This is a genomic window from Kluyvera sichuanensis (assembly GCF_040930405.1).
Classification (GTDB): domain Bacteria; phylum Pseudomonadota; class Gammaproteobacteria; order Enterobacterales; family Enterobacteriaceae; genus Kluyvera; species Kluyvera sichuanensis.
The window spans coordinates 1,242,345-1,268,297 of the sequence record NZ_CP162271.1 but is presented as its reverse complement, the minus strand read 5'-3'; the positions used below and the strand labels follow the sequence as shown (position 1 = coordinate 1,268,297).

The 25,953-nt window shown below is 54.6% G+C and carries 29 protein-coding genes; 14 read left to right on the top strand and 15 right to left on the bottom strand.

All coding sequences use genetic code 11. From position 1 onward, the window contains the following. Positions 1–8: 8 nt before the first annotated feature. The 3 genes from marB to marR are packed head-to-tail and all read right to left on the bottom strand — an operon-like array spanning position 9 to position 1,090. Complete coding sequence (marB, locus tag AB2B48_RS06305) at positions 9–221, bottom strand: multiple antibiotic resistance protein MarB (protein WP_185669037.1); 213 nt, start codon at positions 219–221, stop codon at positions 9–11. Positions 222–251: 30 nt separating this feature from the next. Then, entirely contained in the window at positions 252–635 is a 384-nt protein-coding gene (gene marA / locus AB2B48_RS06300; protein WP_035895737.1) for an MDR efflux pump AcrAB transcriptional activator MarA, read from the bottom strand. Between the two features lie 20 nt (positions 636–655). Continuing rightward, the gene (marR, locus tag AB2B48_RS06295; protein ID WP_185669036.1) at positions 656–1,090 is read right to left on the bottom strand and encodes a multiple antibiotic resistance transcriptional regulator MarR; all 435 of its coding nucleotides are present in this window, start codon (positions 1,088–1,090) and stop codon (positions 656–658) included. A gap of 229 nt (positions 1,091–1,319) precedes the next feature. Here marR and AB2B48_RS06290 point away from each other — a divergent pair, with 229 nt between their 5' ends. Beyond that, positions 1,320–1,988 carry a MarC family NAAT transporter gene (locus AB2B48_RS06290; RefSeq protein ID WP_220440156.1) on the top strand — a complete coding sequence of 223 codons (669 nt, stop codon included), beginning with the start codon at positions 1,320–1,322 and terminating at the stop codon, positions 1,986–1,988. Positions 1,989–2,067: 79 nt separating this feature from the next. Here the strand turns inward: AB2B48_RS06290 and AB2B48_RS06285 are convergent, their stop codons facing one another. Then, positions 2,068–3,267, bottom strand: coding sequence for a sugar transporter (locus AB2B48_RS06285; protein ID WP_185669034.1), 1,200 nt, complete (start codon positions 3,265–3,267; stop codon positions 2,068–2,070). 201 nt (positions 3,268–3,468) lie between these two features. Here AB2B48_RS06285 and AB2B48_RS06280 point away from each other — a divergent pair, with 201 nt between their 5' ends. Then, positions 3,469–4,257: a PhzF family phenazine biosynthesis protein gene (locus tag AB2B48_RS06280; RefSeq protein WP_368301164.1), complete on the top strand. Its 789-nt coding sequence runs from the start codon at positions 3,469–3,471 to the stop codon at positions 4,255–4,257. A gap of 24 nt (positions 4,258–4,281) precedes the next feature. Here AB2B48_RS06280 and AB2B48_RS06275 read toward each other — a convergent pair whose 3' ends face one another. From AB2B48_RS06275 to AB2B48_RS06240, 8 genes are all read right to left on the bottom strand, one after another. Then, entirely contained in the window at positions 4,282–4,767 is a 486-nt protein-coding gene (locus tag AB2B48_RS06275) for a GNAT family N-acetyltransferase (protein ID WP_368301162.1), read from the bottom strand. After that, positions 4,755–5,021: a DUF1778 domain-containing protein gene (locus tag AB2B48_RS06270; protein ID WP_368301161.1), complete on the bottom strand. Its 267-nt coding sequence runs from the start codon at positions 5,019–5,021 to the stop codon at positions 4,755–4,757. The genes AB2B48_RS06275 and AB2B48_RS06270 overlap by 13 nt, the downstream gene beginning before the upstream one ends. A gap of 178 nt (positions 5,022–5,199) precedes the next feature. Continuing rightward, on the bottom strand, positions 5,200–6,480 hold the full coding sequence (locus tag AB2B48_RS06265) for an SLC13 family permease (protein ID WP_333010688.1): 1,281 nt from the start codon (positions 6,478–6,480) through the stop codon (positions 5,200–5,202). A 14-nt stretch (positions 6,481–6,494) separates the two neighbouring features. After that, the gene (locus tag AB2B48_RS06260) at positions 6,495–6,965 is read right to left on the bottom strand and encodes a YhcH/YjgK/YiaL family protein (RefSeq protein WP_368301159.1); all 471 of its coding nucleotides are present in this window, start codon (positions 6,963–6,965) and stop codon (positions 6,495–6,497) included. Further along, on the bottom strand, positions 6,962–8,134 hold the full coding sequence (locus tag AB2B48_RS06255; protein WP_368301157.1) for a sialidase family protein: 1,173 nt from the start codon (positions 8,132–8,134) through the stop codon (positions 6,962–6,964). Before AB2B48_RS06255 ends, AB2B48_RS06260 begins: the two co-directional genes overlap by 4 nt. Positions 8,135–8,163: 29 nt before the next feature. After that, the gene (locus tag AB2B48_RS06250; protein ID WP_368301155.1) at positions 8,164–8,925 is read right to left on the bottom strand and encodes a TerC family protein; all 762 of its coding nucleotides are present in this window, start codon (positions 8,923–8,925) and stop codon (positions 8,164–8,166) included. Between the two features lie 282 nt (positions 8,926–9,207). Beyond that, entirely contained in the window at positions 9,208–10,089 is an 882-nt protein-coding gene (locus AB2B48_RS06245; RefSeq protein WP_368301153.1) for a dihydrodipicolinate synthase family protein, read from the bottom strand. Between the two features lie 20 nt (positions 10,090–10,109). After that, on the bottom strand, positions 10,110–11,255 hold the full coding sequence (locus tag AB2B48_RS06240; protein WP_368301152.1) for an iron-containing alcohol dehydrogenase: 1,146 nt from the start codon (positions 11,253–11,255) through the stop codon (positions 10,110–10,112). A 172-nt stretch (positions 11,256–11,427) separates the two neighbouring features. On the opposite strand from AB2B48_RS06240, the gene AB2B48_RS06235 reads away from it, so the two are divergent. The 3 genes from AB2B48_RS06235 to AB2B48_RS06225 are packed head-to-tail and all read left to right on the top strand — an operon-like array spanning position 11,428 to position 14,408. Then, positions 11,428–12,666, top strand: coding sequence for a D-threonate kinase (locus AB2B48_RS06235; protein ID WP_368301922.1), 1,239 nt, complete (start codon positions 11,428–11,430; stop codon positions 12,664–12,666). Further along, entirely contained in the window at positions 12,659–13,645 is a 987-nt protein-coding gene (locus AB2B48_RS06230) for a D-threonate 4-phosphate dehydrogenase (protein ID WP_368301150.1), read from the top strand. Before AB2B48_RS06235 ends, AB2B48_RS06230 begins: the two co-directional genes overlap by 8 nt. A gap of 1 nt (position 13,646) precedes the next feature. Next, complete coding sequence (locus AB2B48_RS06225) at positions 13,647–14,408, top strand: DeoR/GlpR family DNA-binding transcription regulator (RefSeq protein ID WP_220440164.1); 762 nt, start codon at positions 13,647–13,649, stop codon at positions 14,406–14,408. A 13-nt stretch (positions 14,409–14,421) separates the two neighbouring features. Here AB2B48_RS06225 and AB2B48_RS06220 read toward each other — a convergent pair whose 3' ends face one another. Further along, positions 14,422–15,366, bottom strand: a complete 945-nt coding sequence (locus AB2B48_RS06220; RefSeq protein WP_368301149.1) for an L-lactate dehydrogenase — start codon at positions 15,364–15,366, stop codon at positions 14,422–14,424. A 156-nt stretch (positions 15,367–15,522) separates the two neighbouring features. On the opposite strand from AB2B48_RS06220, the gene AB2B48_RS06215 reads away from it, so the two are divergent. Further along, the gene (locus AB2B48_RS06215; RefSeq protein ID WP_368301147.1) at positions 15,523–15,993 is read left to right on the top strand and encodes a GNAT family N-acetyltransferase; all 471 of its coding nucleotides are present in this window, start codon (positions 15,523–15,525) and stop codon (positions 15,991–15,993) included. Here the strand turns inward: AB2B48_RS06215 and AB2B48_RS06210 are convergent. Then, on the bottom strand, positions 15,956–16,825 hold the full coding sequence (locus AB2B48_RS06210) for a putrescine utilization regulator PtrR (RefSeq protein WP_185669030.1): 870 nt from the start codon (positions 16,823–16,825) through the stop codon (positions 15,956–15,958). The two genes, AB2B48_RS06215 and AB2B48_RS06210, sit on opposite strands and share 38 nt — an antisense overlap. Positions 16,826–16,930: 105 nt before the next feature. Here AB2B48_RS06210 and sad point away from each other — a divergent pair, with 105 nt between their 5' ends. The 8 genes from sad (at position 16,931) to AB2B48_RS06170 (ending at position 24,673) form a co-directional block, all read left to right on the top strand. Next, positions 16,931–18,316 carry a succinate-semialdehyde dehydrogenase gene (gene sad / locus AB2B48_RS06205; protein WP_368301145.1) on the top strand — a complete coding sequence of 462 codons (1,386 nt, stop codon included), beginning with the start codon at positions 16,931–16,933 and terminating at the stop codon, positions 18,314–18,316. Positions 18,317–18,386: 70 nt separating this feature from the next. Further along, positions 18,387–19,313 (top strand): glutaminase B, encoded by a 927-nt coding sequence (gene glsB, locus AB2B48_RS06200; RefSeq protein ID WP_368301144.1) that lies wholly within the window; start codon positions 18,387–18,389, stop codon positions 19,311–19,313. Continuing rightward, a complete protein-coding gene (locus tag AB2B48_RS06195) occupies positions 19,313–19,678 on the top strand; it encodes a DUF4186 domain-containing protein (RefSeq protein ID WP_220440167.1) in 366 nt (121 codons plus the stop codon). Before glsB ends, AB2B48_RS06195 begins: the two co-directional genes overlap by 1 nt. A gap of 165 nt (positions 19,679–19,843) precedes the next feature. Next, the gene (locus AB2B48_RS06190; RefSeq protein ID WP_185669026.1) at positions 19,844–20,836 is read left to right on the top strand and encodes a sensor domain-containing diguanylate cyclase; all 993 of its coding nucleotides are present in this window, start codon (positions 19,844–19,846) and stop codon (positions 20,834–20,836) included. Positions 20,837–20,923: 87 nt separating this feature from the next. Next, complete coding sequence (locus AB2B48_RS06185; RefSeq protein WP_368301142.1) at positions 20,924–21,451, top strand: GNAT family N-acetyltransferase; 528 nt, start codon at positions 20,924–20,926, stop codon at positions 21,449–21,451. Between the two features lie 114 nt (positions 21,452–21,565). Beyond that, the gene (locus AB2B48_RS06180) at positions 21,566–23,017 is read left to right on the top strand and encodes a tagaturonate reductase (protein ID WP_368301140.1); all 1,452 of its coding nucleotides are present in this window, start codon (positions 21,566–21,568) and stop codon (positions 23,015–23,017) included. Positions 23,018–23,306: 289 nt separating this feature from the next. Next, positions 23,307–24,221, top strand: a complete 915-nt coding sequence (locus AB2B48_RS06175) for a bestrophin family protein (RefSeq protein WP_185669097.1) — start codon at positions 23,307–23,309, stop codon at positions 24,219–24,221. Between the two features lie 11 nt (positions 24,222–24,232). After that, positions 24,233–24,673 carry a GNAT family N-acetyltransferase gene (locus AB2B48_RS06170; RefSeq protein ID WP_368301138.1) on the top strand — a complete coding sequence of 147 codons (441 nt, stop codon included), beginning with the start codon at positions 24,233–24,235 and terminating at the stop codon, positions 24,671–24,673. Positions 24,674–24,986: 313 nt separating this feature from the next. Here AB2B48_RS06170 and AB2B48_RS06165 read toward each other — a convergent pair whose 3' ends face one another. Beyond that, positions 24,987–25,949: a GlxA family transcriptional regulator gene (locus tag AB2B48_RS06165; protein WP_333010703.1), complete on the bottom strand. Its 963-nt coding sequence runs from the start codon at positions 25,947–25,949 to the stop codon at positions 24,987–24,989. Between the last annotated feature and the right edge of the window lie 4 nt (positions 25,950–25,953).

Sequence of the window (25,953 nt, the reverse complement as noted above, 5' to 3'; positions counted from 1 at the left end):
AATAACGTTTAGCGATTTTTATCGTTGTAGTACGGTACGCCCAGTTCATCTGATTTATCGCTACCGGCGGCCATATGATTAAAATCAAACGGCGACTGGTTGCTGGCAGATGGCATCAGCATGTCCTGATGGGCGTGATTTTGTGCCGGTAGTTGTTCCGCATAGCTTGCGCTTGCGGCCATCGTCAGGGCGACGAAAGCAACGGCAGCGAACAGTTTCATTATTTCCTCGATACGTCTTTTTGCAGGCGATTAACAGACACAGTGATTAATAGGGAACAGGTAGCGAGAATCCTCGCGCATATTGGTCACGCGGTACTTGTGCGGTGGCACATCAAAGTAGTTTTTAAACGTCCGCGTCAGCGTCTGCTGCGATTCAAAACCGTAACGTTCGGCCAGATAGAGAATCGGCTCGTTGCCTTCTTTTAACTTCTGGGCGATTTCCGTCAGTTTACGGGTGCGAATGTACTGACCTAATGAATGACCGGTCTCTTTTTTGAACATCCGCTGCAGGTGCCATTTTGAGTAACCGGAACGCTCAGACACTTTCTCAAGTGACAGAGGGGATTCCAGGTTATCTTCGATCCAGTCCAAAATGCTATGAATAGTAATAGCGTCAGTGTTACGTCTGGACATCGTCTTACCTCTTCTTCTGTTTACGGCAATATTTTTTTAAGGAGAAGTTCGAGCGTCGCAACTTCATTTGCCGTTAAGTTTTTTGTTAATTCCTGGTGCAGGTTTTGCCCAACGAGCAGGTGGCATTGTTCACAAATGGCTGCGCCTTCTGGCGTCAGCTGAATCAATACCCCACGTTTGTCATTTGGATTGGGTAACCGGGCTATCCAGCCCCGACACAACAAACGATCAAGCATGCGGGTGAGCGCGCCCAGATCCACCGAAAGGGTCTTTTTCAACTCCACGGGGGTGATACTGCCCTGGCAACGGATAGAGCAAAGCACTCTGAATTGCGAGGCGGTAATCTCTTCTGGCGATAAATGCTCGTTGAGTAAGCGATCTTTTTTCTGGTTAACCATGTGAATCAGGTGCCCAAGTGGAATCATTTCATTGAAGAGATTGCTTGTGCTGTTCACAATGGTTGCCCTGGCAAGTACTTTAGTTGCGGTGGATATTATTTCTCACGCAATCATAAGTCAACTGAATGGATTGAGTGATGCCACGAATTGCTAAAACGGTTCAGACAGCCACAAATAGGATATCCTGTACTTAACCTGCCCGAAGCCAGATATGCTGCGCTGGTGAGGAATGGCCTGGTGTACAGCATGTTATTTTTCGTTAAACAGACAGGATTTTGGGACGCTTATGAAGGAACTTATTCAGGCAATAGGGCTTGGGCTGGTGGTATTGCTGCCGCTGGCTAACCCTTTAACGACCGTGGCGCTGTTCCTTGGGCTCTCCGGCAATATGAACAACGCAGAGCGTAACCGGCAGTCGCTGATGGCCTCGGTGTACGTCTTCGCTATCATGATGGTGGCCTATTATGCGGGCCAGGTGGTGATGAATACATTCGGTATATCAATACCTGGGCTGCGTATTGCCGGTGGGCTGATCGTGGCCTTTATCGGTTTCCGCATGCTGTTCCCGCAGCAGAAGGCGCATGACTCGCCGGAAGCGCGCAGCAAATCAGAAGAACTGGAAGACGAACCGACGGCGAACATCGCCTTTGTCCCGCTTGCCATGCCTAGCACCGCAGGCCCAGGGACGATTGCGATGATCATCAGTTCTGCATCGACGGTTAAGCACGGGGCGAATTTCCCTGACTGGGTGATTCTGGTCGCGCCGCCGATTATCTTTGCGCTGGTGGGCATTATCTTGTGGGGATGCTTACGTAGCTCAGGGGCGATTATGCGTCTGGTCGGGAAAGGGGGGATTGAAGCGATTTCCCGTCTGATGGGCTTCCTGCTGGTGTGTATGGGCGTGCAGTTTATTATTAACGGCGTGCTGGAAATTATTACGACCTATCACGCGTAAGGTTCCCGGCGTCGCTGCGCTCGGCCGGGCTACCAATCTGAACGTAGCCCGGCCAAGCGCAGCGACGCCGGGAAGCACATCAATGCTGATGCGCCTGTTCCTCTAACGATGCCGATGGCCAGCGGCGGAAAATCATCACCGACCAGACAAGCGCCGCCAGCGCCGGTGCCGCACCCACATAGCCGATAGATGACATCGACAGATGGGTGCTTATCTGGCTACCCAGCAGCGCCCCGGCACCAATCCCGATATTGAAAATCCCGGAGAACAGCGACATTGCTACGTCGGTGGCATCCGGCGCCAGCGCCAGCACTTTCACCTGCATTCCCAGACCGATCACCATAATGGCAATACCCCAGAAGATGCTGAGCACGGCGAGGTGAGTGGCATCCTGCGCGGCGGGAAGCAGCAACAGCAGGCAGACCAGCAGCAGGCCAATGGCACCGTTGATCAACCCTGACGAATGTTTATTGCCGAGCTTACTGAAGATAATGCTACCGATAATCCCCGCGCCGCCCAGCACCAGCAGCAGAATGGTGGCAAAGTTGCCGCTCAGCCCAGCCACCGTCTGCACAAAGGGTTCAATATAGCTGTAGGCGGTGTAATGGGCGGTCACCACCACCACGGTCAGCAGATAGATGCTCATCAGCGCCGGACGACGGAACAGCACCGGCAGGCTTTTCAGCGAACCGGAATGTTCACTCGGCAGCTTAGGCAGCAGCTTAATCAGCGCCAGCATGGTGATGAGCGCACCCACGCCGATGGCGAAGAAGGTGGTTCGCCAGCCGAAGTATTGCCCCACGATACGACCAATCGGAATGCCGAAGACCATTGCCAACGCCGTGCCGGTCGCAATCAGGCTCAGCGCTTGTGCGCGCTTACCGGCAGGTGCCATACGAATCGCCAGAGAGGCGGTAATTGACCAGAACACCGCATGGGCAAAAGCAATTCCGATTCGGCTTATCACCAGTACGGTGAAGTTCCACGCGAGGAACGACAGCACGTGGCTGGCAATGAACAGAATAAAAAGCCCGATCAGCAATTTACGCCGTTCCATCTGGCTGGTCAGCAGCATAAACGGCAGCGACATCAGCGCGACCACCCAGGCGTAGATGGTCAGCATGATCCCGACCTGCGCTGTCTGCATGCCAAAACTGCTGGCGATGTCGGAGAGCAGCCCAACCGGGACGAATTCAGTGGTATTGAAGATAAAAGCAGCGATAGCCAGCGTGACTACCCGAAGCCACGCGATCCGACGAGAGACCGTGTTTGTTGTCATAAAAATGCACCGGGAGCGTTAAAGAAAGGAACAGATAAGCGATCTTAAAGCGATTTTTGCGACAAATACAATTATTTTGTGATTAACCTCTCATTTTTATAATTGTGTGACGGTGTCACTTTTTAGCGCCAGAAAGCGAGTTGCCGGTATTCATTTTTTATGTCAGTTTGCTATCTCGCACATATGATTCAGGGGATCCGCATGCACGAGATTGATTTTTATATGGTTGATGCCTTCAGCGACCATGCTTTCGGTGGTAACGCGGCGGCGGTTTGTCTGCTTGACGACTGGTTGCCCGATGAGACGTTGTTGAAAATGGCCCGTCAGCATAATCAATCGGAAACGGCGTTTATTGTTAAGCAGCACGGTGGTTTTGCCCTGCGCTGGTTTACCACCCAAAATGAAGTTAACCTCTGTGGCCACGCGACGCTTGCCAGCGCTCACGTGGTGTTTCAGCACCTTCATTACCCTGATGAACGCGTCCATTTCGACACCTTGTCCGGCCGCTTAACCGTCTCGCGCCGCGACGAATGGCTCACGCTGGATTTCCCTGCTGGTGCCACCCAGAACGCCACGCCTCCTGCGGACATGCTGCATGCGCTGGGTATTACCCACTACCTGAATGCCCGCAAAGGCCGCGCCTGGGTGATTGAGCTGGAAAACCGGCAGCAGGTTGAAGCGCTGAAACCCAATATCAGCGCCATGATCCCCGGTGAACATAAAGTGTCCGTCACCGCTGCGGGCGACGGTGATTATGATTTTGTTAGCCGCTTCTTCTCACCGGGTGAAGCGGTATGGGAAGACCCGGTCACCGGCTCCGCACACACCATGTTAATTCCGTACTGGGGCGAAAAGCTCGGTAAAACCCGAATGCTGGCGCGTCAGGTATCCGCGCGCGGTGGGGATGTACGCTGTGAATGGGTGGGTGAGCGGGTATTGATGAGCGGGGTGGCGAGAACTTATTTACAAGGGAAAGTGCTGCTGGATTAAGCTAGCCTCATTGGTCTTCACCTCCTATTGAGGAAGTTTCAGGAACAATGTCCGCTGCTGAGTTTGTGATGGTTTGAAGCCATGATGAATATAGAAGTTTTTGGCTTCTTCCGTAAGCGCGTGAACCATAATTGCACGAACACCAATATTCTCGGCTACCCGATAGCAACGAAGCACTGCGTCATGCAGTAAATCAGCACCAAGCCCATTTCCACGGAACGAGACATCGACAGCCAGACGGGCAAGTATAATGACAGGAATGGGATCTGGCATGTTACGCCGAAGGCTGCCTGTCGCTTCTGTATGGTTGACGCTCCCGGTGGCCAGAGAATAAAAGCCGGCTATTTGTTTCGTATCCTTCTTACAAACCACAAACGTTCTGGCCGCTCCGAGAGCCTGATTTTTGACGCCCCTTTGCTTTAACCAGTCATCAAGCACGGCTTCACCGCTGACAAACTCTGCGGTCTGGTGAAAGGTGGATAAAGGTTCTGGTGCTGTTACACGTCCCACTGCGGTTTCCTTGCCAGCAGTTTTTCGATAACGGGATCAGCGGTGACCGGTGCATCAATCATATCGATGAACTCTGCGTATTGCTCATCGTTAAAATTGAAGACGCGGCGGTCGAGAATAACATCTTCGGCAGCCTTACAGGCCATTTCCAGAATGAAATCTGTACGTGATTTGTGAAGGATATCCGCAGCAGCATCAATAAGTGCTCGCTGGGATTCTTTGGCCCTAAGGTTGAGTTGAACATCTGATTTCATGAAACACCTCCGTATAGCATTTGCTTTACAGAGTAGCACAATGACGATGTATAGCAAACGCTATACATCAAGTTCTCGTTATAGGCAGCAACCCTAATTACGTCTGGATATGGGACTCTCTGATTTGAGAGTCCCACTAAATGGGTGCAATGCACCGGGCTCTTGCTTCACTAAATCGCTATACCGGGAAGATAAAGATGGCGCCCGCGCACAGCGCCAGAATGCGAATCAGGTACATCGGAATCGTGAAGAGCCAAAACTCCGACATTTTATATTTCCCCATGCCCATTATCATGGCTGGCATACCGTCAATCGGCATATAGCCACCGTTCCAGCCGGATATCGTGATCGCAATGGCCGCCGCCGTTGGGTTTAGCCCTAGCCCGGTGCAGGCCGCGATGCCGATGGGCCCAAAGATAAAAATCGAGCCGATGGTTGACCCGGTAAAGGTCGCGCAGGTGCTGGTCAGCAAGGCCAGGATAAGAATGAAAATGAATGGCGAAACGCTGGTGCCCAGCACGCCAGCAACGGCATTACCAATCATCGCCGTCACCCCGGTACCGGCAAGCGCATCGGCGACCCCAATGACGCAGGCGGTCATGATGATCACCGGCGCGCCCATGTGGTCACGGACCTCTTTAAAGTCGAGTACGCCAATAAAGAGCAGAAACGCGCCTGCTAAGCCGGGTGCAATATAGGCAATATCACCCAAGGTGCTCATCAGCATCATGCCAATTACGCTGAAGAAGAACGCCCCCACGGTGCATTTCTCTTTCCATGCGGGGAGGGTCGATGCCTCATCTTCCAGCGCCGCTGCACTTTCATCTGCCGCGTCGGCAATCGGATGATTGGGCAAAAATCGGTATGCAATCAGGCTCCAGGCAAAATAGGCTGCGGACATCACCAGGTTCACCAGGGCGAATTTCATCATCGAAATTTCCTGGTTAATTCCCGACGCCTGCAGTACGGAGACGGTGACGCCGAAAAGCAGCGCGACGTTGATCGGGATCAGCGGGTGGTTAGTCGCAAAGCCTAACGGCATCACCAGTTTCGAGGTGGGGAGCTTTTGGCTATAAGGCAGTGAGGCGATAAGCGAGAGAATCAGGACGTAATACCCCGTCGCCCCAGTACCCGCCAGGCTTGCGCCAAGCATGACGATCATCAGCAGCAGAATATAGCTTTTATAGCCGCCCCGGTTGAGATGCACCATCATTGCCGTTTTGATACTGCTAATCAGCCGGGTTTTTTGTAATCCTGCCATCACGACCATAAAACCCGCCAGCATAATGACGGTGGAATTCACAAACCCGGCAAAGGCTTGTTGAATGGTGGAAACCTTGCAGACGACTAACAGCAGGCAGGCAAGTAAAGGCGGCGCGCCAAAAGGAAGTTTGTCCGTCATGATCAGCACGATCATCAGGATGAGTATTCCAAGCGACAGAATCATTTCCGTGGTCATTTTTTAGCTCCTTTTTAGGCATCCAGCATGTCGCGAGGGACTTTAAAGACGGCCTTTCGCACGGTGGCAGGTGAATCGACCAGACAAAGTGCCTGGTGCGGTTCTCCCGGCATAAAAAGAGCGAAATCTCCCGTTTGCAGCGTAATGGCGACGCCTGGCGTAGCGCTGTGGGTGATAAACAGGTCCGGTTTGCGCTCTTCATCGTCAAGCTTCCCGACATCCTGCACGCTAGCGTGAATTAACTCGCGCCCCGACAGCATCACCTGTATATCGGCCCACTCCCGGTGATACTCCGTGTGACGTTGGTCGGCGGATTGCGTCTGCGCGTTACCGATGGTGCAAAACCATGAGCCGTTTACCGGCTGCCATCGCCCATCTTCCCGCGCGATCAAAGCCTCGAGCGAGCAGTCGGAACGGGAAAGTAATTGCCGAATGGCGAGAGGGAGCCCGGCCATCGCCAGCGCGTTGAGATTGCCGATAATCATTGTGCGGCTCCTTTTATCCATTCAGGGGTCGTGCGGACGTACTTAATCGCCTGGCGGTACCAGGTGTAGGCAATATGTAGGGTGCCATCCGGGCTCTGTTTGATGCTGGGATAGGAGAACTCACGGTTGCGTTTATCCAGCGAATTGTTGGTCATGCAGTAGCCGTCGCCTTCATCCAGATTGCGCTGCCACGGCCAGGTTTTACCGCCGTCATCAGAGATGGCAATGGTCATCGGCGCGCGTGGCGCTCCCCAGAAGGCGCTTTTGCCGCCCGTGGGCTGCGGCTCTTTACGGCTGTTATCACCATCGTCGATTTCGTCGTACAGCGAGGCCCGGCGTTCCAGCGCACCGGCGGCGCTCATGGCGTTAAAGACCAGCGCCAGTTCGCCGTTGGCGAGCGTTGTCACCTGAATAGAGGAGTTGTTATTCGGCAGATTGGTCGCCTCGGGGATGGACCAGCTTTCACCGCCATCCGTGGAGTGACTGGCATAGATATGATCGGCCCAGCGGCTGCGAAACAGCGCCAGCAGCGTGCCATTAGAGAGCGGGGTGATATTCATATGCACGCATCCCAGGCTCCGGGGAACAATGACATCCCCCCAGGTTTTCCCCTTATCGGCGGAAATCTTCACCGCGCTGATATCATCATTACCGACCCATTTTTCTCCCGGCTGAGTGCGGCAGTAAAATACGGGCAGCAGCCAATGGCCGTTCTCCAGTACTACGATTGGCTGGCGGATGAACGTTCCCGGTTGGTCAAGCAGCGTGGCAGTTTCTCCCCAACTGATCCCGAGATCGTACGACTGGCGGTAACGGACAATCGCGGTATCCTGATTGCCGGAGATCTGTGCGGTCCACAGCAGCCACAGCACGTTGTCCGGGTCCAGAAATAGCACCGGGTTTTGCTCAGATCGGGTGCCGTCGTGAGACAGTTTCACGGCCTCGCTCCATTGCTCGCTGCCGGGCGCCAGCCGCGATCCCCAGACGGAGATATCGGCTACGCCCTCCTGGGTGCCGCCGAACCATACGCACATCAGCGCGCCGTCCGGCAGGGGTAATAGATTAGCGGCATGGTTTTGTGGGCAGGTCGACGGCAGCATGGCAGTGGCAACCTGCGTGTCGTGACGGTCATGACGAATAATACCGTCACGAATAAGGGTTACAGACATAATCAGACTCCATTTTATTATTCAGGGTTTTATTTATTCAGTTCTAAGGTCTTAAACGCTTTATGAGAGTTTGTTGTTTTACTGAGTCGCCGATTCCGTACAATATTGATAATTTCTACTGTCAGAGAGAAGAATATGGCGAAATAGAGGTAGCCTTTAGCAATATGAATATTGACGCTGTCGGCCACGAGTAACACACCGACGAACAGCAGGAAGGTGAGTGCCAGTATTTTTATTGAAGGCGTGTTATTGACGAAATCACCGATAGCTTTAGCGGCAAACATCATCACGCCGACCGCAATCACCACGGCCGCCACCATAATAAAGATATGCTGCGATAACCCCACGGCGGTAATCACTGAGTCAAGACTGAACACGATATCCAATAACATAATCTGGACAATCGCGCCCGTCAGGGAGAGTTGACGTTTATCGTCGTTATGCAGCTCTTGCTCCTGCCGGATTTCAGCCAGGATCTCCTGGAGCGACTTGTAGATCAAGAACAGGCCGCCAGCGAAGAGAATCAGCGTGCGCAGCGAGACCGGGAAGTGCCCGATAGTCAACAGGGGGGCGGTGATATGCGCTAACCAGGCGATGGAGATAAGCAACAGAATCCGCATTATCATCGCGCCGCCAAGCCCCAGTTTTCGCGCCATATTCTGCTGCGCTACCGGTAGTTTTGCCACAACCAGTGAAAGAAATATAATATTATCGACCCCGAGAATAATCTCCAGAAACGTTAGCGTGACTAACGTTAACCATATATCGGGATCGAACAGCCATATAAACATTGACAAAGCCCTTTCGCAGAATGGTAGGGTGCCAGTAAGCAACCCGTTATTTATTAAAATACTGCAGACTGAGAACGTATAAATAGCGCTTCCAAATAATAACAATTATCAATAAACGATCTGACCAGTGAGTGACAATAATATCTTCAGCATGCATTTATTTAACGCGTCATTGCGTTTGAATCTTTCTGTTATTTCTGGTTGGGAATGCCGTTCCCAACCATGTCATTCGGTGAAACCATTAATTATCGGCATCTGTAAATAGGAATAACGTGCACAGGATTAACAGTATGGCGCGCCGAGTTCTTGTATTTGCTGCTGCTGGGCCGGAGTAAACGCGACCGCGTAGCGACTATCTCCGACGTTGTGGCCGTTAAGCTGCAGCGTTTTTTTCACCACTGCAGGTGAGAACGCGATTTTGTAGAGTTCGGTGCGCAGGACGGTAACCTTTTCCTGAGCCTGCCGTGAGCCTTCAATATCGCCCGCCTGGAAACGGGACCAGATAGCGTTAATCTCTTTTGCCGCGACGTTGGCCAGGCCGGAAATACAGGCAGAGCAGCCGTCTACATAGCCCTGATGAATCAGCGAATCCGGGCCATTCAATATCGAGAAATTCGGGATATCGCGCACGGCGTCAAGGAAACCCTTCAGGCTCTCGTAGCTTCCCGCGCTGTCCTTAAGACCAATGATGTTCGGGTGCTGCGCTAACTGGCGTGCCGTCTGCGGCTCAATGGTGTTGCCGGTGCGAGCGGGAATGTTGTAGAGGAACATCGGAACGCTCAGGGCGTCGGCGATGGCGCTATAGTGCGCAACCAGTTCGCCCTGTTTCAGGGGAACAAACCACGGGGTAATAACCGAGACGGCATCCACGCCCAGTTGGGCAATGCGCTGACCGAGACGGATAGTTTCCCGCGTGGAGACTTCGCCAATATGTGCAACAACCGGCACGCGTCCTGCGGCGGCCTCGACGCAGGCACTCGCCACCGCGACTTTCTCATCTTCATTGAGCACAAAAAATTCGCCGTTGGTACCGCCGCAGAAAATGCCGTTCCCAGCCTCAATCTGCCGATTGACCTGACGTTTGAGCTCGGGAATATTCAGCGCGCCGTCGTTATCGAAAGGGGTGACGATGGCGGTTAATACGCCGGTGATAGAGTGACTCATAATGGATTCCTTGTTTGGGATTAGCACGCCGGAAAGAGCGTGCGATAGATGGCCTGAACATCGTCCTTGCTGACGTGGCAGGGGGCGTTATTGAGCAGGCGCTTCACGTTGAGTGCCGCTTCGCTCAGAGAATCAATACTCTCTGGAGGCACGCCAAGGGCGAGCAGGCTATCGGGAAGCGCCAGTCGTTTGACTAATGCCGCCAGCCAGTCAACCAGCGCATAGGATTTCTCTTCCGTGCTTAATGAACGATCCGCATCGGGGATCAGATCCCAGACCTGCGCGAATTTTGCCTCGGCGTGAGGGCGAACCACAGCCATGCAAGGGGCCAGCAGAATCGCGTTCGCCACGCCGTGCGGCAGATGCCAGGTTCCACCAAGCGGGTAGGAAAGGGCATGAACCAGATGCGTTCCCGCATGGTTTATCGCCACGCCGCCGTAATATGACGCCCAGAGCATCTCGAGCCTGGCGGCTAAGTTATCGGGCTGCTGTACCGAGATGTCGATATGACGAACCAGTTTGTGCAGACCAATAAGCGCGGCGTTATCGCTCACCGGGTTCGCCACCGTGGCGGTAAAGCATTCCAGTAAATGGCACAGCGCATCAATCCCCGTCGATGCGGCAATATGCGCCGGCATGCTGGTGGTTAACTCCGGCAATAGCGCCACATAATCAGGCAGCAGCACCGGGGAGATAATACCGACTTTGGTGTTTTGCTCAGGGATCGCAAGAATGGCGTTGGGCGTCGCTTCCGAGCCGGTGCCAGCCGTCGCGGGAATCAATAATGACGGGAGCTTATGCGCTGGTTTTTCGCCGTTCAGCAGTGCATTCAGGCCGGGAGACTGTGGGTGTAAAAGCACCGACAGCAACTTGGTCACGTCCAGCACGCTGCCACCGCCAATGCCTGCCACCAGTTCGGGTTGCCAGGCGCTGGCAACAGTAAGGATCTGCGCCATATCGTGCTGGGTTGGCTCAGCCGGTACGGTATCAATGATCTGCACTTCTTTGCCGTTCGCCGTAAGGAGCGCGTGGATCGCCGTCGTGGCGGGCAGTTTTCCGACGTTGCTATCGGTGACCAGCAATACCTTTTTCATTTCTGGCAATAACGAGGTCAGGGCGCTGAACGCCCCGGCTCCGCTGATAAGCGTACTGTTTATGGTAGCCACTCTCTTCTCCTGTGTGTGATTGAAATCAATCAATCTGATATCAACGCTGATAACAACATGGCGAGAATTTATAATTTATCCCGCGGTTTAATAACTTGAAGTTGCTCACACTTAATCAAATGTGATTGAATATAATCAAATCAGAAATTCAACGATGCAAAAAGGGAAAACCATGCAGCTCTGCGATAACAAGGTACTGGTCCTGGCGGACGACTTTACCGGCGCCAACGATGCTGGGGTCAGCCTGGCGGAAACCGGTATGCGGGTTGATGTTGCGTTTGATGAGCATTACCAGGGAGATGCGCAGGCGCTGATCCTTAATAGCGACAGTCGGGCGCTGACAAAAATCGAGGCGGTACGCCGGGTTAGCGCGTTGCTGCAAAAGAGGGAGGGGTTGGTTGCGCCGCGCTGGGCGGTCAAGAAAATCGACTCTACCTTACGCGGTAACGTGGGGGCGGAGATTGAAACCATGATGCAGGCGCTGGCGTGTTCACTTGCCATCGTTGCCCCAGCGTATCCATCGGCAGGGCGAGTGACACAAGGGGGGCGTTGTTATGTAAACGGTGTACTGCTTACGGAGACAGAGTTTGCCAGCGACCCGAAAACCCCCGTCACTCATGCCGATATTGCCACTCTGATTACGCAGCAAAGCCCGCTGCCATGTCGCGCTATCGCTCTCACCGAACTGGATACCACGCTGCGTCATAGCGTGACTTCGGGGGAGATAGCGATCGTTGATGCGCAAACCGATGCGGACCTCGATGCCATTATTGCCGGGATTGCCCGTCGCCAACGCCGTGTTCTGCTGGTGGGTTCTGGCGGCGTGTGTGACGCGCTGGCTCGCCATCTTGCCCATCACCAGCATGGGCCGCTGTTGGCCGTAGTGGGGTCGATGAGTGAAATCGCTCAGCAGCAAATTGCCGTGCTGCATGGGCACCCTCGAGTGCGGCAGATAACCATCGATGTTGAGCAGGCATTCACCGGCGACACGACAAGCGATGCGCAGCGGATCGCTGAGGTGATTCAACGCGGCCTGCACTGCGTGGTGACAACCACGGTGGATGCCCAAACGCGGGAGCGTATTAGCGAACAGTGCCGGGTGCGTGGCGTCACGCGCGCCGAACTTGGCGAACGGGTCTGCCGTCACCTGGCGCAGTTGGTGAAAGCGGCGCTGCACAGCAGCCAACCCGGCGCGCTGTATCTGTCCGGTGGCGATGTCGCTATCGCGGTGGCAACCGTGCTTAATGCGACCGGGTTTCAAATTACAGGCCGTGTGGCGCAGTGCGTGCCGTACGGCCATTTTCTTGGCAGCCACTGGCAACGTCCGGTAATGACCAAAGCAGGCGGGTTCGGCAGCGAAACCACGCTGCGTGAAGTCGTAGATTCTATTGAGGAGAAAATGAGTGACTAACATCATTGCAGTAACGATGGGCGACCCGGCGGGCATTGGCCCGGAGATCATTATTAAATCGCTAACGGAAGGGGATTTGAACGGTGCGCCGGTGGTGGTGGTGGGATGCGTTGAGACCTTTCGTCGCATACTGGCATTGGGGATCACGCCGCACGCCGAGTTGCTGGTGATTGAACGTCCTTCACAGGCGCAGTTTACTCCAGGCACAATCAACGTTATCAATGAACCGCTGGCTAACCCACAGGCGCTTAAACCGGGTCTGGTACAGGAACAGGCCGGGGACCTGGCCTATCGTTGTATCAAACGCGCTACGGAACTGGCGATGGCCGGTGAGGTTTTCGCGATTGCCACCGCGCCGCTTAACAAGGAGGCGCTGCATCTGGGGGGGCATGATTTCCCGGGGCATACTGAAATGCTGGCGCATCTGACGCACACTAAAGATTACGCCATGGTGCTCTATACCGATAAGCTTAAAGTCATCCATATTTCTACCCATGTGGCGCTGCGTAAATTCCTGGATAACCTAAGCCAGCAGCGTGTTGAGACGGTGATTGGTATTGCTGACCGCTTCCTGCGGCGGGTGGGTTACCGCCAGCCGCGTATCGCCGTTGCGGGCGTCAATCCACATGCTGGGGAGAACGGACTGTTCGGCGATGAAGAGATTCGCATCATTGGCCCGGCCGTTAACGTAATGCAGGCGCAGGGCATCCAGGTAACCGGGCCATGTCCACCGGATACGGTCTTTATGCAGTGTCACGAAGGGCTATATGACATGGTGGTGGCGATGTACCACGATCAGGGGCATATTCCGCTGAAGCTGTTAGGCTTTTATGATGGGGTGAACATCACCGCCGGGCTACCGTTTATTCGTACTTCGGCCGATCACGGCACCGCGTTTGATATTGCCTGGACAGGTAAAGCTAAGTCTGAGAGCATGGCAACCTCCATTGCGCTCGCCATGCAAATAGCACAGGAATAACATGAAGGGATATAACCGGTTAGAGCAGATTATGGACTTTCTCAAAAGCCATAATCTGGTCACAGTCGACCAACTGGTCGCGGCGACGAATGCGTCACCCGCCACGATTCGCCGCGACCTGATTAAACTCGATCAGGAAGGGGTCATCAGCCGAACGCACGGCGGCGTTACGCTTAACCGGTTTATTCCTATCCAGCCCACCACGGTTGAAAAATCGCAGCGTAGTCCACAGGAAAAACAGGCGATTGCCAGCGCCGCCGCGGCGATGGTAAAAGCGGGTGATGCTATCGTACTGGATGCCGGTACGACCATGATTGAGCTGGCCCGGCAGATTACCCACCTGCCGCTACGCGTGATCACCAGCGATCTGCATATTGCGTTGTTTCTGGCGGAGTTTAAGCAAATTGAGGTCACCATTATTGGCGGCCGCATCGACGATAGCAGCCAGTCCTGTATTGGCGATCACGGGCGACGCTTATTGCAGAATATCTGGCCCGATCTGGCATTTTTAAGCTGCAACGGATGGGATCTAGAGAAAGGTATTACTTCGCCGACGGAAGAGAAGGCCGCGTTGAAACGCGATCTCATTGCGAACGCCCGTCGCCGGGTGCTGTTAGCCGATAGTTCAAAATACGGCGCCTGGTCGTTGTTTAATATCGTGCATCTGGATTCGCTGACCGACATCATCACCGACCGTCACTTGAGCGACGACACGCGTCTGGCGTTGGAAAACAGCAAACCCCGGCTAACCATAGCGGGCTAACCGGGGCGACGGTTTACGGTAACAGCGTAATATTCGACTTAATAATCGCCACCGAGCGGGCAAACTTCTCCTGCTCCTCGGCGGCGAGCTGCAGTTCAATAATCTGCTGTACGCCGCTTTGCGCCAGCACGGCGGGAACGCCGATGGCGACGCCTTCAACGCCGTATTCCCCGTCCAGAATGCAGGAAATCGCCAGCGCGCGGTGGCTGCCGGTAAAGATATTACGGCAGATTTCGGCAATGGTTCCGGCAATACCGTACTCGGTACAGCCTTTCCCGGCGTAAATCTCAAAGCCTGACTTACGGACCCTATCCGCCATCGACTCACGATCCAGCGCTTTACCGGTACGTTGCAGATAAACGTTCTCGATAGGTGAACCGTACACCGACGAGTGCGACCATACTGGGAACTGGCTGTCGCCGTGCTCACCGAGAATGAACGCGTCGATGCTTTGCGCGCCAATATCCAGATCCTGAGCCAGCTTGCGGCGCAGACGCGTGGTATCGAGCCACACGCCGGTACCGATAACCTGGCTGCGCGGCAGGCCGGAAAGCTGCCACACCTGCCAGGTGATAATATCGCAGGGGTTGGTGGCAATCAGGAAAATACCGTTGAAGCCACCGGCCATCATCTGCGGCACGATGCTATGCACAATATTGGCCGTACTTTTCAGTTCATCAAGACGCGTCTGGCCGGGCTTCAGCGCGCCGCCGGAGACGGTAATGACCGCAATATCCACATCGGCGCAGTCGCTGGCATCGCGGCAGGAGATGGTCATCATACCGGGCATATAGGCCGCGGCATCGCTGAGGTCCTGCGCGTGCGCTTCGGCACGGGTCTTATTCAGGTCGACCAGGATCAATTCTTCGCAAATATTCTGATTCAGCAGCGCATAGGCGGCTGACGCGCCGACGTTACCGGCGCCGATGATCATGACTTTACGGGCTTTCGTGTTCATGGTTATTCCAGTACAGGGACAAATAACAGTGGATAAAACTACTCGTTAACAACCGGTTAGCGCAAGAGCCGGGGCAAATTATAAGTTAATGCTATGAGACTAAACGATGGCGAATGATAGAGTAGAAAAACAACAATAAAACAGGACCCTGCACCCATGTACACGATCGCGATAACCCAATCCACCGACCCCGCCGTCAATGCCCTTATCGCCGAGCTTGACCGTTATCAAAGCACGCTCTATCCCGAGGAGAGTAATCATCTGCTGGATCTGGCGTCGCTGCCGCAGAATCAGCTCATCGTGATGGTTATCCGTAAAGGGGAAGAGGCCGTCGGCTGCGGGGCGATTGTGCTGGATGACGCGGGGCGCGGTGAGATGAAGCGGGTCTTTATCAACCCGACGCACCGCGGTCAGCGCCTGGGAGAAAAACTGCTGGCAGAGCTTGAAACTGCCGCATTGCAGCGCGGTTGCCGCACGCTGCAGCTGGAGACGGGGATTCACCAGCATGCGGCAATCTGTCTGTATCAACGCTGCGGCTATGAAGTGTGTGACGCTTTTGGGCCGTATCAGCCGGATCCGCTCAGCGTCTTTATGGTGAAACCGCTGGCTCATCCAGTAGCGCAATAAAGGCTTCCAGCTGGCGGCTCATGGCCCCGCGTCGCCAGACAAGCCAGGTCGTCAGCCAGCGCCATTTCTCTGCCAGCGGCCATGCCTCTACCTGATGATGCCCCGGCATGCTTTCCAGCATGCTGCGCGGCATTAATGCCAACCCGGCCCCGGCAATCACGCAGGCCAGCATTCCGTGATAGGACTCCATCTCATGTATACGCCCCGGCGTCGCCTGGTCGGCATGGAACCAGCTTTCGAAATGTCGACGGTAAGAGCAGTTGGCGCGAAACGCATAGATACTGGCGCCGTTGACCTCACTGGCGCGGGTAATCGGCGGATGCCCGTGGGCGGCGACAATCATCATCTCCTCTGGGTAGACGGGCATACCGTCCAATCCCGGATGCATCACCGGCCCATCGACGAACGCGGCGCTGAGCGTACCTTCCAGCACACCGTCGGTCATGGTGCCCGATGGGCCGGTGGCTAAATCAAACTGAATGCGCGGATAACGCTGGTTATAGCGGGCCAGCGTTTCGGGAATGCGTACGGCGGCAGTGCTCTCCAGCGCGCCGAGAGAAAACAGCCCCTGCGGCTCATCGCCAGCCACCACCATGCGGGCTTCGTCAACCAGCGAGAGGATCTGCTGGCTATAGCGTAGAAAGCTATGGCCGGCGGGCGACAGACGCAGCCGCTGATTCTCACGAATGAACAGCTCAACGCCAAGATCCGCTTCCAGCTGGCGAATGCGGGTCGTCAGGTTAGAGGGCACGCGATGCACCCGCTGGGCGGCCTGGGTAATGCTGCCGGTCTCGGCAACGGCGTTAAACATCTCAAGCTGGGTTAAATCCATAGCATTCTCGTATCGTGAATGGTTCGGTTAATATTATTCATTTTTCATAAATGGCAGGATAGGCGAAACTGTCATCACTACGCAATTGATTGAGAGAGAAATAAGATGACTTCACCTGCAACGCACGCTGTCTCTATTAACCCGGCTAACGGCGAAACCATCGCTTCGCTGCCGTGGGCAACCGGTCCGCAAGTGGATATCGCCATTACGCTGGCGGATACCGCGTTTCGTCAATGGCGTAAGACGGCAATTGAGCAACGCGCTGACGCACTGCGTGCGATTGGCCGCGTTCTGCGTGAACGTGGTGAAGAGATGGCGCAATGCATCACCCGTGAAATGGGTAAACCGATTAAACAGGCGCGTGGCGAAGTGGCGAAATCTGCCCATCTGTGCGACTGGTATGCCGAACATGGCCCGGCGATGCTGGCCACCGAATCGACTCAGGTTGAGAATAACCAGGCGGTGATTGAATACCGTCCGCTTGGCCCGGTGCTGGCGATTATGCCGTGGAACTTCCCGCTGTGGCAGGTGCTGCGCGGTGCTGTGCCTATTTTACTCGCGGGGAATAGCTATATTCTGAAGCACGCGCCTAACGTGATGGGCTGTGCGGCGCTGATTGGCGATATCGTAGCGCAGGCTGGCGTTCCGGCGGGTGTGTTTAGCTGGGTTAACGCGACTAACGACGGCGTGACGCAGATGATCAACGACCCGCGCATTGCGGCAGTTACCGTGACCGGTAGCGTGCGTGCAGGTAAAGCGATTGGTGCTCAGGCCGGTGCGGCGCTGAAAAAATGCGTGCTGGAGTTGGGTGGTTCCGATCCGTTTATCGTCCTGAACGATGCTGATATCGACATGGCGGTGCAGGCGGCAGTCATTGGTCGCTATCAGAATACCGGGCAGGTTTGTGCAGCGGCGAAACGCTTCATCGTCGAAGCGGGTATCGCCGAACAGTTTACCGAGAAGTTTGTTGCGGCAGCGGCGGCGCTCAAAATGGGTGAGCCGACTGACGAAGAGAACTATCTGGGGCCAATGGCGCGTTTTGACCTGCGCGATGAACTGCATAACCAGGTGATGGCAACCGTCAATGAGGGCGCATCGCTGCTGCTTGGCGGCGAACTGCTGAGTAGCGAGGGCAACTACTATCCGGCAACCGTACTGGCGAACGTGGCGCCGACCATGACCGCTTTCCGTCAGGAGATGTTTGGCCCGGTGGCGGCAATTACCGTTGCCCGTGACGCTGACCACGCGCTGGCGCTGGCAAATGATAGCGAGTTTGGCCTGTCGGCGACCGTCTTTACCAGTGATACGGCCCAGGCCCAGCGCTTTGCGGATGAGCTGGAGTGCGGCGGGGTATTTATCAATGGCTATAGCGCCAGCGATGCCCGTGTCGCTTTTGGCGGCGTGAAGAAAAGTGGCTTTGGTCGTGAGCTGTCGCACTTCGGTCTGCGCGAGTTCTGTAATGTGCAGACGGTATGGAAAGATCGTCACTAACCCAAACGACGTAGCCCTTAGGCTCTGCTATACTCCCAGGCCGAAAATAGCCTGTGGGCAAGGAGTGTAAGTGGCTACGGTTATCAATAATGCCATGCTGACATCCATACTTGATGATGTCAGGCCGCTGATTGGGCAGGGGAAGGTGGCGGATTATATTCCGGCACTGGCCTGCGTCAGCGGCAATAAACTGGGGATTGCTATCAGCACCGTCGACGGGCAGCACTATAGCGCGGGCGATGCCACTGAACGTTTCTCCATCCAGTCGATTTCGAAAGTCCTGAGTCTGGTGGTGGCGATGAACCACTATCAGGCTGAGGAGATCTGGTCTCGCGTCGGAAAAGATCCTTCCGGCCAACCCTTCAATTCCCTTTTGCAGCTTGAAATCGAGCAGGGCATTCCGCGCAACCCGTTTATTAACGCCGGTGCGCTGGTGGTCTGCGATATGCTGCAGGGGCGACTCAGCGCCCCGCGTCAGCGGATGCTCGAAATTGTACGCAAGCTTAGCGGTGTCTCCAGTATTGGTTACGATGCGCAGGTGGCGCGCTCTGAGTTTGAACATTCGGCGCGTAATGCGGCGATTGCCTGGCTGATGAAATCCTTCGGTAACTTCCATCACGATGTCACGACGGTACTGCAGAACTATTTCCATTACTGTGCGCTGGAGATGAACTGTATTGAGCTGGCCCATACCTTTCTGTTCCTGGCCAATCAGGGGAAGGCGATTCATCTCGACACGCCGGTTATCTCCCCGATGCAGGCGCGTCAGGTGAATGCGCTGATGGCAACCAGTGGCATGTATCAAAACGCCGGGGAATTTGCCTGGCGCGTGGGTCTGCCGGCGAAATCTGGCGTTGGCGGCGGCGTGGTGGCGATTGTGCCGCACGAGATGGCGATCGCCGTCTGGAGCCCGGAGCTGGATGAGGCGGGTAACTCGCTGGCGGGTGTCGCCGTGCTGGAAAAACTGACTCAACAAATAGGACGCTCGGTTTACTGATGGACGCGTTAGAAAGCCTGTTTGTGCGACTGCAACGTTCACCGTTTCGCAGCCGCTTTCATCTGGGCGTAAAAGAACGGCAGTACTGTTATGACAAAGGTGCGCCGACGATTGACCAGCATGCCGCTGATTTTGTTGCGGGCAGGCTGGCTCCGGCGTGGCCGAAGAATGACGGTAAGCAGACGCCGATGCGAGGGCATCCGGTGTTTATCGCTCAGCACGCGACGGCGACCTGTTGTCGCGGCTGCCTGGAGAAATGGCATCATATTCCTCAGGGGCAGGCGCTCAGCGCTGAGCAGCAAAACTATGTTGTCCGCGTTATCCACCACTGGCTGGTACTGCAAATGAACCCGCGAGGCGGCTAACACCTATCAGTTTATTCTGAAAAGCTATCGATTTTGATAGGTTGATGTGACTTCGTACGTCCAATATGATAGGCCGGGCGACGTATCGGAATAAATTGCGTTATGAACGGATTTGACAAACTAATTACGAATAAAGGGGTAACGGGAACCCGGTTTGTCAGACGTATGTATCTGATGCGGATGCTCGGAACCTTTCTTTGCTTCCTGCCGATAGTGTCAGTGCTTATTGAACGTCATCAGCCGGTCTATTTTGAACTGCTGCTGGCGTGCAATGCGTTTATCTGGCCAACGGTTGCCTATCTGCGCGCCGTCCGTGCGCCTATACCCCGCGATGCTGAATACCAGAACCTGCTATTTGATGCCGGGGCCGGGGGATTCTGGATTGCCTTGATGGCACTGAACCCGCTGCCATCGGTGACGATTGCCACGATCCTGCTGGCGGATCGTCTCTCTGCCGGGGGGATCCCGTTGATGCGTAAAGCGGCGGTGATGATGCTTTCCGTTTTCGCTGGCACTTGGGTGCTGACCGGGATGCCGTTTTATGGCGAGGTGACGCAGCAGACCATGCTGGCAACGCTGCCGCTGATTTCTCTCTACGTGCTGGCCCTGAGTCTGTTGACCGACAGTATTGCGGTGAAGCTGCGGCTGAAAAGCCAGGAGCTGGAACGTATCGCAATGCTGGATCCGCTGCTTGATATCGCTAACCGCCGTCTGCTTGAACAGCGTATCGCCTGGGAGCTTGTCCGGTTGAAGCAGAACTATGGCCACTCGCTGCTGATGTTTATTGATCTCGACAACTTCAAAGAGATAAACGATCGTCACGGGCATAAGGTCGGGGACGTGATGCTGAAAACCGTCTCGCAGATACTGCAGATGGCAACGCGCGGTACCGATACGCCGGCAAGGCTTGGGGGCGACGAGTTTGTGATCCTGCTGCCGGATACCACACTAGAAGAGGGGCGCGGTATTGCCCAGCGTATTATGGATGCCACGGCGGTGGTAACGGACCGACCGGATCATCATCAGACGCTGACTCTGAGCATTGGTATTGCCGATGCCTTACCGGACATGCACGAAGTTTCCGACTGGCTGCAGGCGGCGGATAGCGCCCTCTACGAAGCGAAACGTCGCGGAAAAAATCAGATCTTCGCCCATTAGCGGCATAAGAAAATCCAATGATTAAGGCTGTTGTGTTATCAAATTGTTAGCGTGATAGTGTGTAGCACACTAACAAGGAGAATAAACATGACCGCACCTTTTACTCTGCATACCTTTTCTGAGGCTGACATTCTTGCGCACCTCGAACCGCTTTCCGATGTGCTTAGCAACTGCGTTAACGGCGGTGCGTCGGTGAGCTTTATGCTGCCTTTTAACATGGAAACCGCGCGGGCGTTCTGGCAGAAAACGGCGGCGAGTGTTGCTCGTGCGGAACGCGTGGTGCTGGTGGCGAAAGATAGCGACCACAAGATTGTCGGGACGGTGCAATTAGTTATCGACCAGCCGGAGAACCAGCCGCATCGCGCTGATGTCTCGAAGCTGCTGGTGCATGAGTGCGCGCGTCGTGGCGGTATTGCTCGTGCGTTGATGCAGCGTCTGGAAGAGATTGCCGTTGATGCACAGAAAAACGTTCTGGTGCTGGATACCGCCACCGGTAGCGGGGCGGAGACCTTCTATGCGCGCTGCGGTTGGCAGAAAGCGGGTGAACTGCCGCGTTATGCCTATATGCCAGATGGCGAACTGACGGCAACCTCCTTATTTTACAAATTTTTATAGATTCACTATTTATTCTCTCACTTTTGATCAAAACACGGTTTCATAAGCGGAAAATCTGATAAGTTATTAGACCAATTGAGCAGGTTGTATGACTAATCCAGAAAGGAACCCATTGTGAAAACACTGAACCGCCATGATTTCCCCGGTGCCCACTACCCTGAACGCATTATCCAGTTCGGTGAAGGCAACTTCCTGCGTGCCTTCGTTGACTGGCAGATTGACCTGTTGAACGAACATACCGACCTGAATTCCGGTGTGGTCATCGTTCGTCCTATCGCGAGCGATTTCCCGCCGTCCCTGAGCACTCAGGATGGCCTCTATACTACAATTATTCGTGGTCTGAATGAGAAGGGCGAAGCCGTCAGTGACGCACGCCTGATCCGCTCCGTTAACCGTGAAATCAGCGCCTACGCCGACTACGCGGAATACCTGAAGCTGGCTCACAACCCGGACATGCGCTTCGTGTTCTCCAACACCACCGAAGCGGGCATCAGCTACCATGCGGGTGACAAATTTGATGATGCGCCAGCGGTAAGCTACCCGGCTAAGCTGACGCGTCTGCTGTTCGAACGCTTCACTCATTTCAACGGTGCGGCGGATAAAGGCTGGGTGATCATTCCTTGTGAACTGATCGACTACAACGGTGAAGCGCTGCACGAGCTGGTGGTTCGCTACGCACAGGAATGGGCGCTGCCGGCTGAATTCATGACCTGGCTGAATGAATCTAACGCCTTCTGCTCTACGCTGGTGGACCGTATCGTCACCGGTTACCCGCGTGATGAAGCCGCTAAGCTGGAAGCGGAGCTGGGCTATAAAGACGGTTTCCTCGATACCGCAGAGCACTTCTATCTGTTTGTTATTCAGGGGCCTAAATCACTGGCTAGCGAACTGCGTCTGGACAAACTGGCGCTGAACGTGCTGATCGTTGACGACATCAAACCGTATAAAGAACGTAAAGTCGCTATCCTGAACGGCGCACACACGGCGCTGGTTCCAGTGGCATTCCAGGCGGGGATTGATACCGTGGGCGAAGCGATGAACGATGCAGAAATCTGCGCGTTCGTTGAAAAAGCTATCTACGAAGAGATCATCCCGGTACTGGATCTGCCAAAAGACGAACTGGAATCCTTCGCCAGCGCGGTGACCGGTCGTTTCCGTAACCCGTACATCAAACACCAGCTGCTTTCCATCGCGCTGAACGGCATGACCAAGTTCCGCACCCGTATCCTGCCGCAGCTGCTGGCAGGGCAGAAGGCGAGCGGTAAACTGCCTGCACGTCTGACTTTTGCGCTGGCGGCGCTGATTGCCTTCTATCGCGCAGAGCGTAACGGCGAAGCGTACCCGGTGCAGGACGACGCGCACTGGATTGATCGCTACCAGCAGCTGTGGGCTCAGCATCGCGACCAGCAGATTAGCACCACCGATCTGGTGAAAGCCGTACTGTCCGTGAGCGAACACTGGGAACAAGATCTTACACAAGTTGATGGATTGGTCGAACAGGTTTCCGCAGATCTCGACGCCATTCTGGCTAAAGGCATGCGTAAAGCGGTACAACCGCTCTGCTAATTGACCCCATACAGGCATCTAACTAACCCGGCTCCGGCCGGGTTTTTTACAAATGTAGCCCGGACGAGGTAAAGCCGACTCCGGAGTCGCACCGTATTTTCACTCAAGCACCTAATTAGTTACAACATACATTAAATGCCTTTTATATATCCACACCTGAACCCCGTGCCAACAAGGCTAAACAGCACAAAATGGGGCCCGTAAGCATACCATTACACCGCCAGTACTGCTTGAATACATGACCGAGATCACGTTTAATACACAACTTATTAACCTGATTGAAAAACTCATGATCGTTCGTCCACACCAGCACTGGCTGGCACGTATTTTCGTCTGGCACGGCTCTGTACTGCCGAAAATCTACTCTCGCTTACTGCTCAATTTCCTGCTCTCGATAGTGGTGATCCTCATCCTGCCGTGGTACTCCTCGTTAGGTTTTAAGCTCACCGTCGCACCGTTCAGCATTCTGGGCGTGGCCATCGCGATATTCCTCGGTTTTCGCAATAACGCCTGCTATGCCCGCTACGTCGAAGCGCGACAGCTCTGGGGCCAACTGATGATTGCCTCACGTTCGCTGCTGCGCGAAGTGAAAAATACGCTGCATGACGACCCACATGTAGGGGAGTTTGTCCGCCTACAGATTGCTTTTGCACACTGTCTGCGCCTGACGTTACGCCGCCAGCCGACGCGCGCGGTGCTGGCTAAGTACCTCTGCGAAGCGCATCTGACGCAGGTATTAGCTGCGCAGTCACCAGCAAACCGTATTCTGCTTATCATGGGCGATTGGCTCGCAGAGCGCCGCCGTTCAGGCGCGCTGTCCGATATTCTGTTCCACAGCCTGAATATTCGTCTGAACGACATGTCTATCGTACTGGCCGGTTGCGAGCGTATCGCCAATACCCCGGTGCCGTTTGCCTATTCGCTGATTTTGCACCGTACTGTCTACCTGTTCTGCATCATGTTGCCGTTTGCGCTGGTCGTTGACCTGCACTACATGACGCCGTTTATTTCGGTGCTGATTTCGTACACCTTTATCTCACTGGATACCCTGGCAGAAGAGCTTGAAGAACCCTTCGGTATGGAAAATAATGACTTACCGCTGGACGCTATCTGTAACGCTATCGAGATAGATTTGCTGCAGATGAATGATGAGTCGCAGATACCCGCCCGGATCACCGTCGATAAGTACTATCAGCTGAGCTAAGAGAGGGTATCGTGACCGTGACATTTCGTGCCATACAGGCAGAAGATAAAGCGCAGTGGCTTACGCTATGGAAGGGCTATAACGAATTCTATGGCAGCAACCCGCCGGATAACGTTACCGAACATACCTGGCAGCGTATTCTGGACCCGCAATCATCCATGTTTTGCCGGGTCGCTTGCGTTGATGGCCACCTGGCCGGTTTTGCTATCTGCGTGCTTCATGAAGGCACTTGGGTATTAACGCCCATCTGTTACCTCGAAGACCTGTTCGTGGATCCGGCCTTCCGTGGCAAAGGGGTGGCCCGTTCGCTCATGCAATTTGTGCTAAACGAGGCGAAAGAGCAGGGATGGTCACGCTTCTACTGGCATACGCGTATTCATAATCCGGCGCGTAAGCTTTATGATGAGTTTGTCGCAGCCGACGATTTCGTCCGCTATTCTGTTACGCTTTAAGGTAAACGAGCAGAATAAATCATTAAGGTTTTCCATGTTTAATGGTTGCACCGACATAAGGAGAATCAAAATGGAAAAAAGAATCGAAACTGCCGTGAACATCATTGTGTTCATTTCACTCTTCGCAACAGCCTGGGATTTATCGCTGGTTCGCGCCTTCAACTGGTAGGCCGCTAATCCCTCGATGATGCACTCCTGTTCGGGCGCAGACCACTGCTGCGCCCTTAAGCAGCGGATGAATCTTCAGATAATCAACGGCTTTTAGGCTAATTACCCACAAGGTTGTGCACCGTTTCTGTGGATAACATTTTCGCTAGCGCTCGCTCGCCATCCCCTGAAAGGTTTTGCGCCACTCTACCGGGCTGACGCCCAGTTTCTCGCGGAACGTCTGCCGAAAGGTGATGGATGATTGAAAACCGGAACGTTCCGCCACCTGTTCAATCGAAAGCGTGCTGCTCTCCAGCAGCGTCTGGCTGCGGCGCAGACGCTCAGTGGTTATCCATTCACCAATCGACATACCGGTCGCTTTCTGAAAATGGCGGGTCAGGGTTCGACGACTCATGGCAGCCCGTTCTGCCAGCACATCAATTTGATGCGCCTGATGGAGATTATCCTGCAAATACGTCAGCAGCTGATTAATCCGCGTATCGCCGGTACGGTGCGGCACCACCTGCTCAATGAACTGCGCCTGGCCGCCTTCACGGTAGGGCGGCGTGACCATTCGGCGGGCGATTTGGTTAGCGACGCGCGCGCCAAAACGCTGGCGAATAACATACAGACAGCAGTCCAGCGCCGCGGCGGTACCGGCAGAGGTGATGATACCGTCGTCATCGGTATAGAGGACGTTAACATCAAGTCGGGCACGGGGAAATAGTCGCTCAAACGCTTTCTCAAATTCCCAGTGCGTGACGGCACGGCGATTATCGAGCAAACCCGCATAGGCGAGCGCAAAGGTGCCGAGACACAATCCCACCAAGGTTGCGCCGTTTTGGCGAGCGCGAATCAGCGCTTCAAGCAGCGCTGGTGATGGTTTTTCATCCACGTGTCGCCAGAAGGGGACGATGACGATATCGCACCCGGCGAGCACGGAAAAATCGCTATCAGCCTGCACGGCGGTGCCTTCCTTTGACCACACCAGCCCCGGCGTTTCGGCACAAATATAACGCGTGAAACGCGGTGTTTCGCTCACGCTATTACCGAACAGGATCAGCGGTACGGAAAAGTGAAAGGTGCTGAATCCTTCGCTGGCCACGATCGCAACCGAGGTGGTGGACATAGGG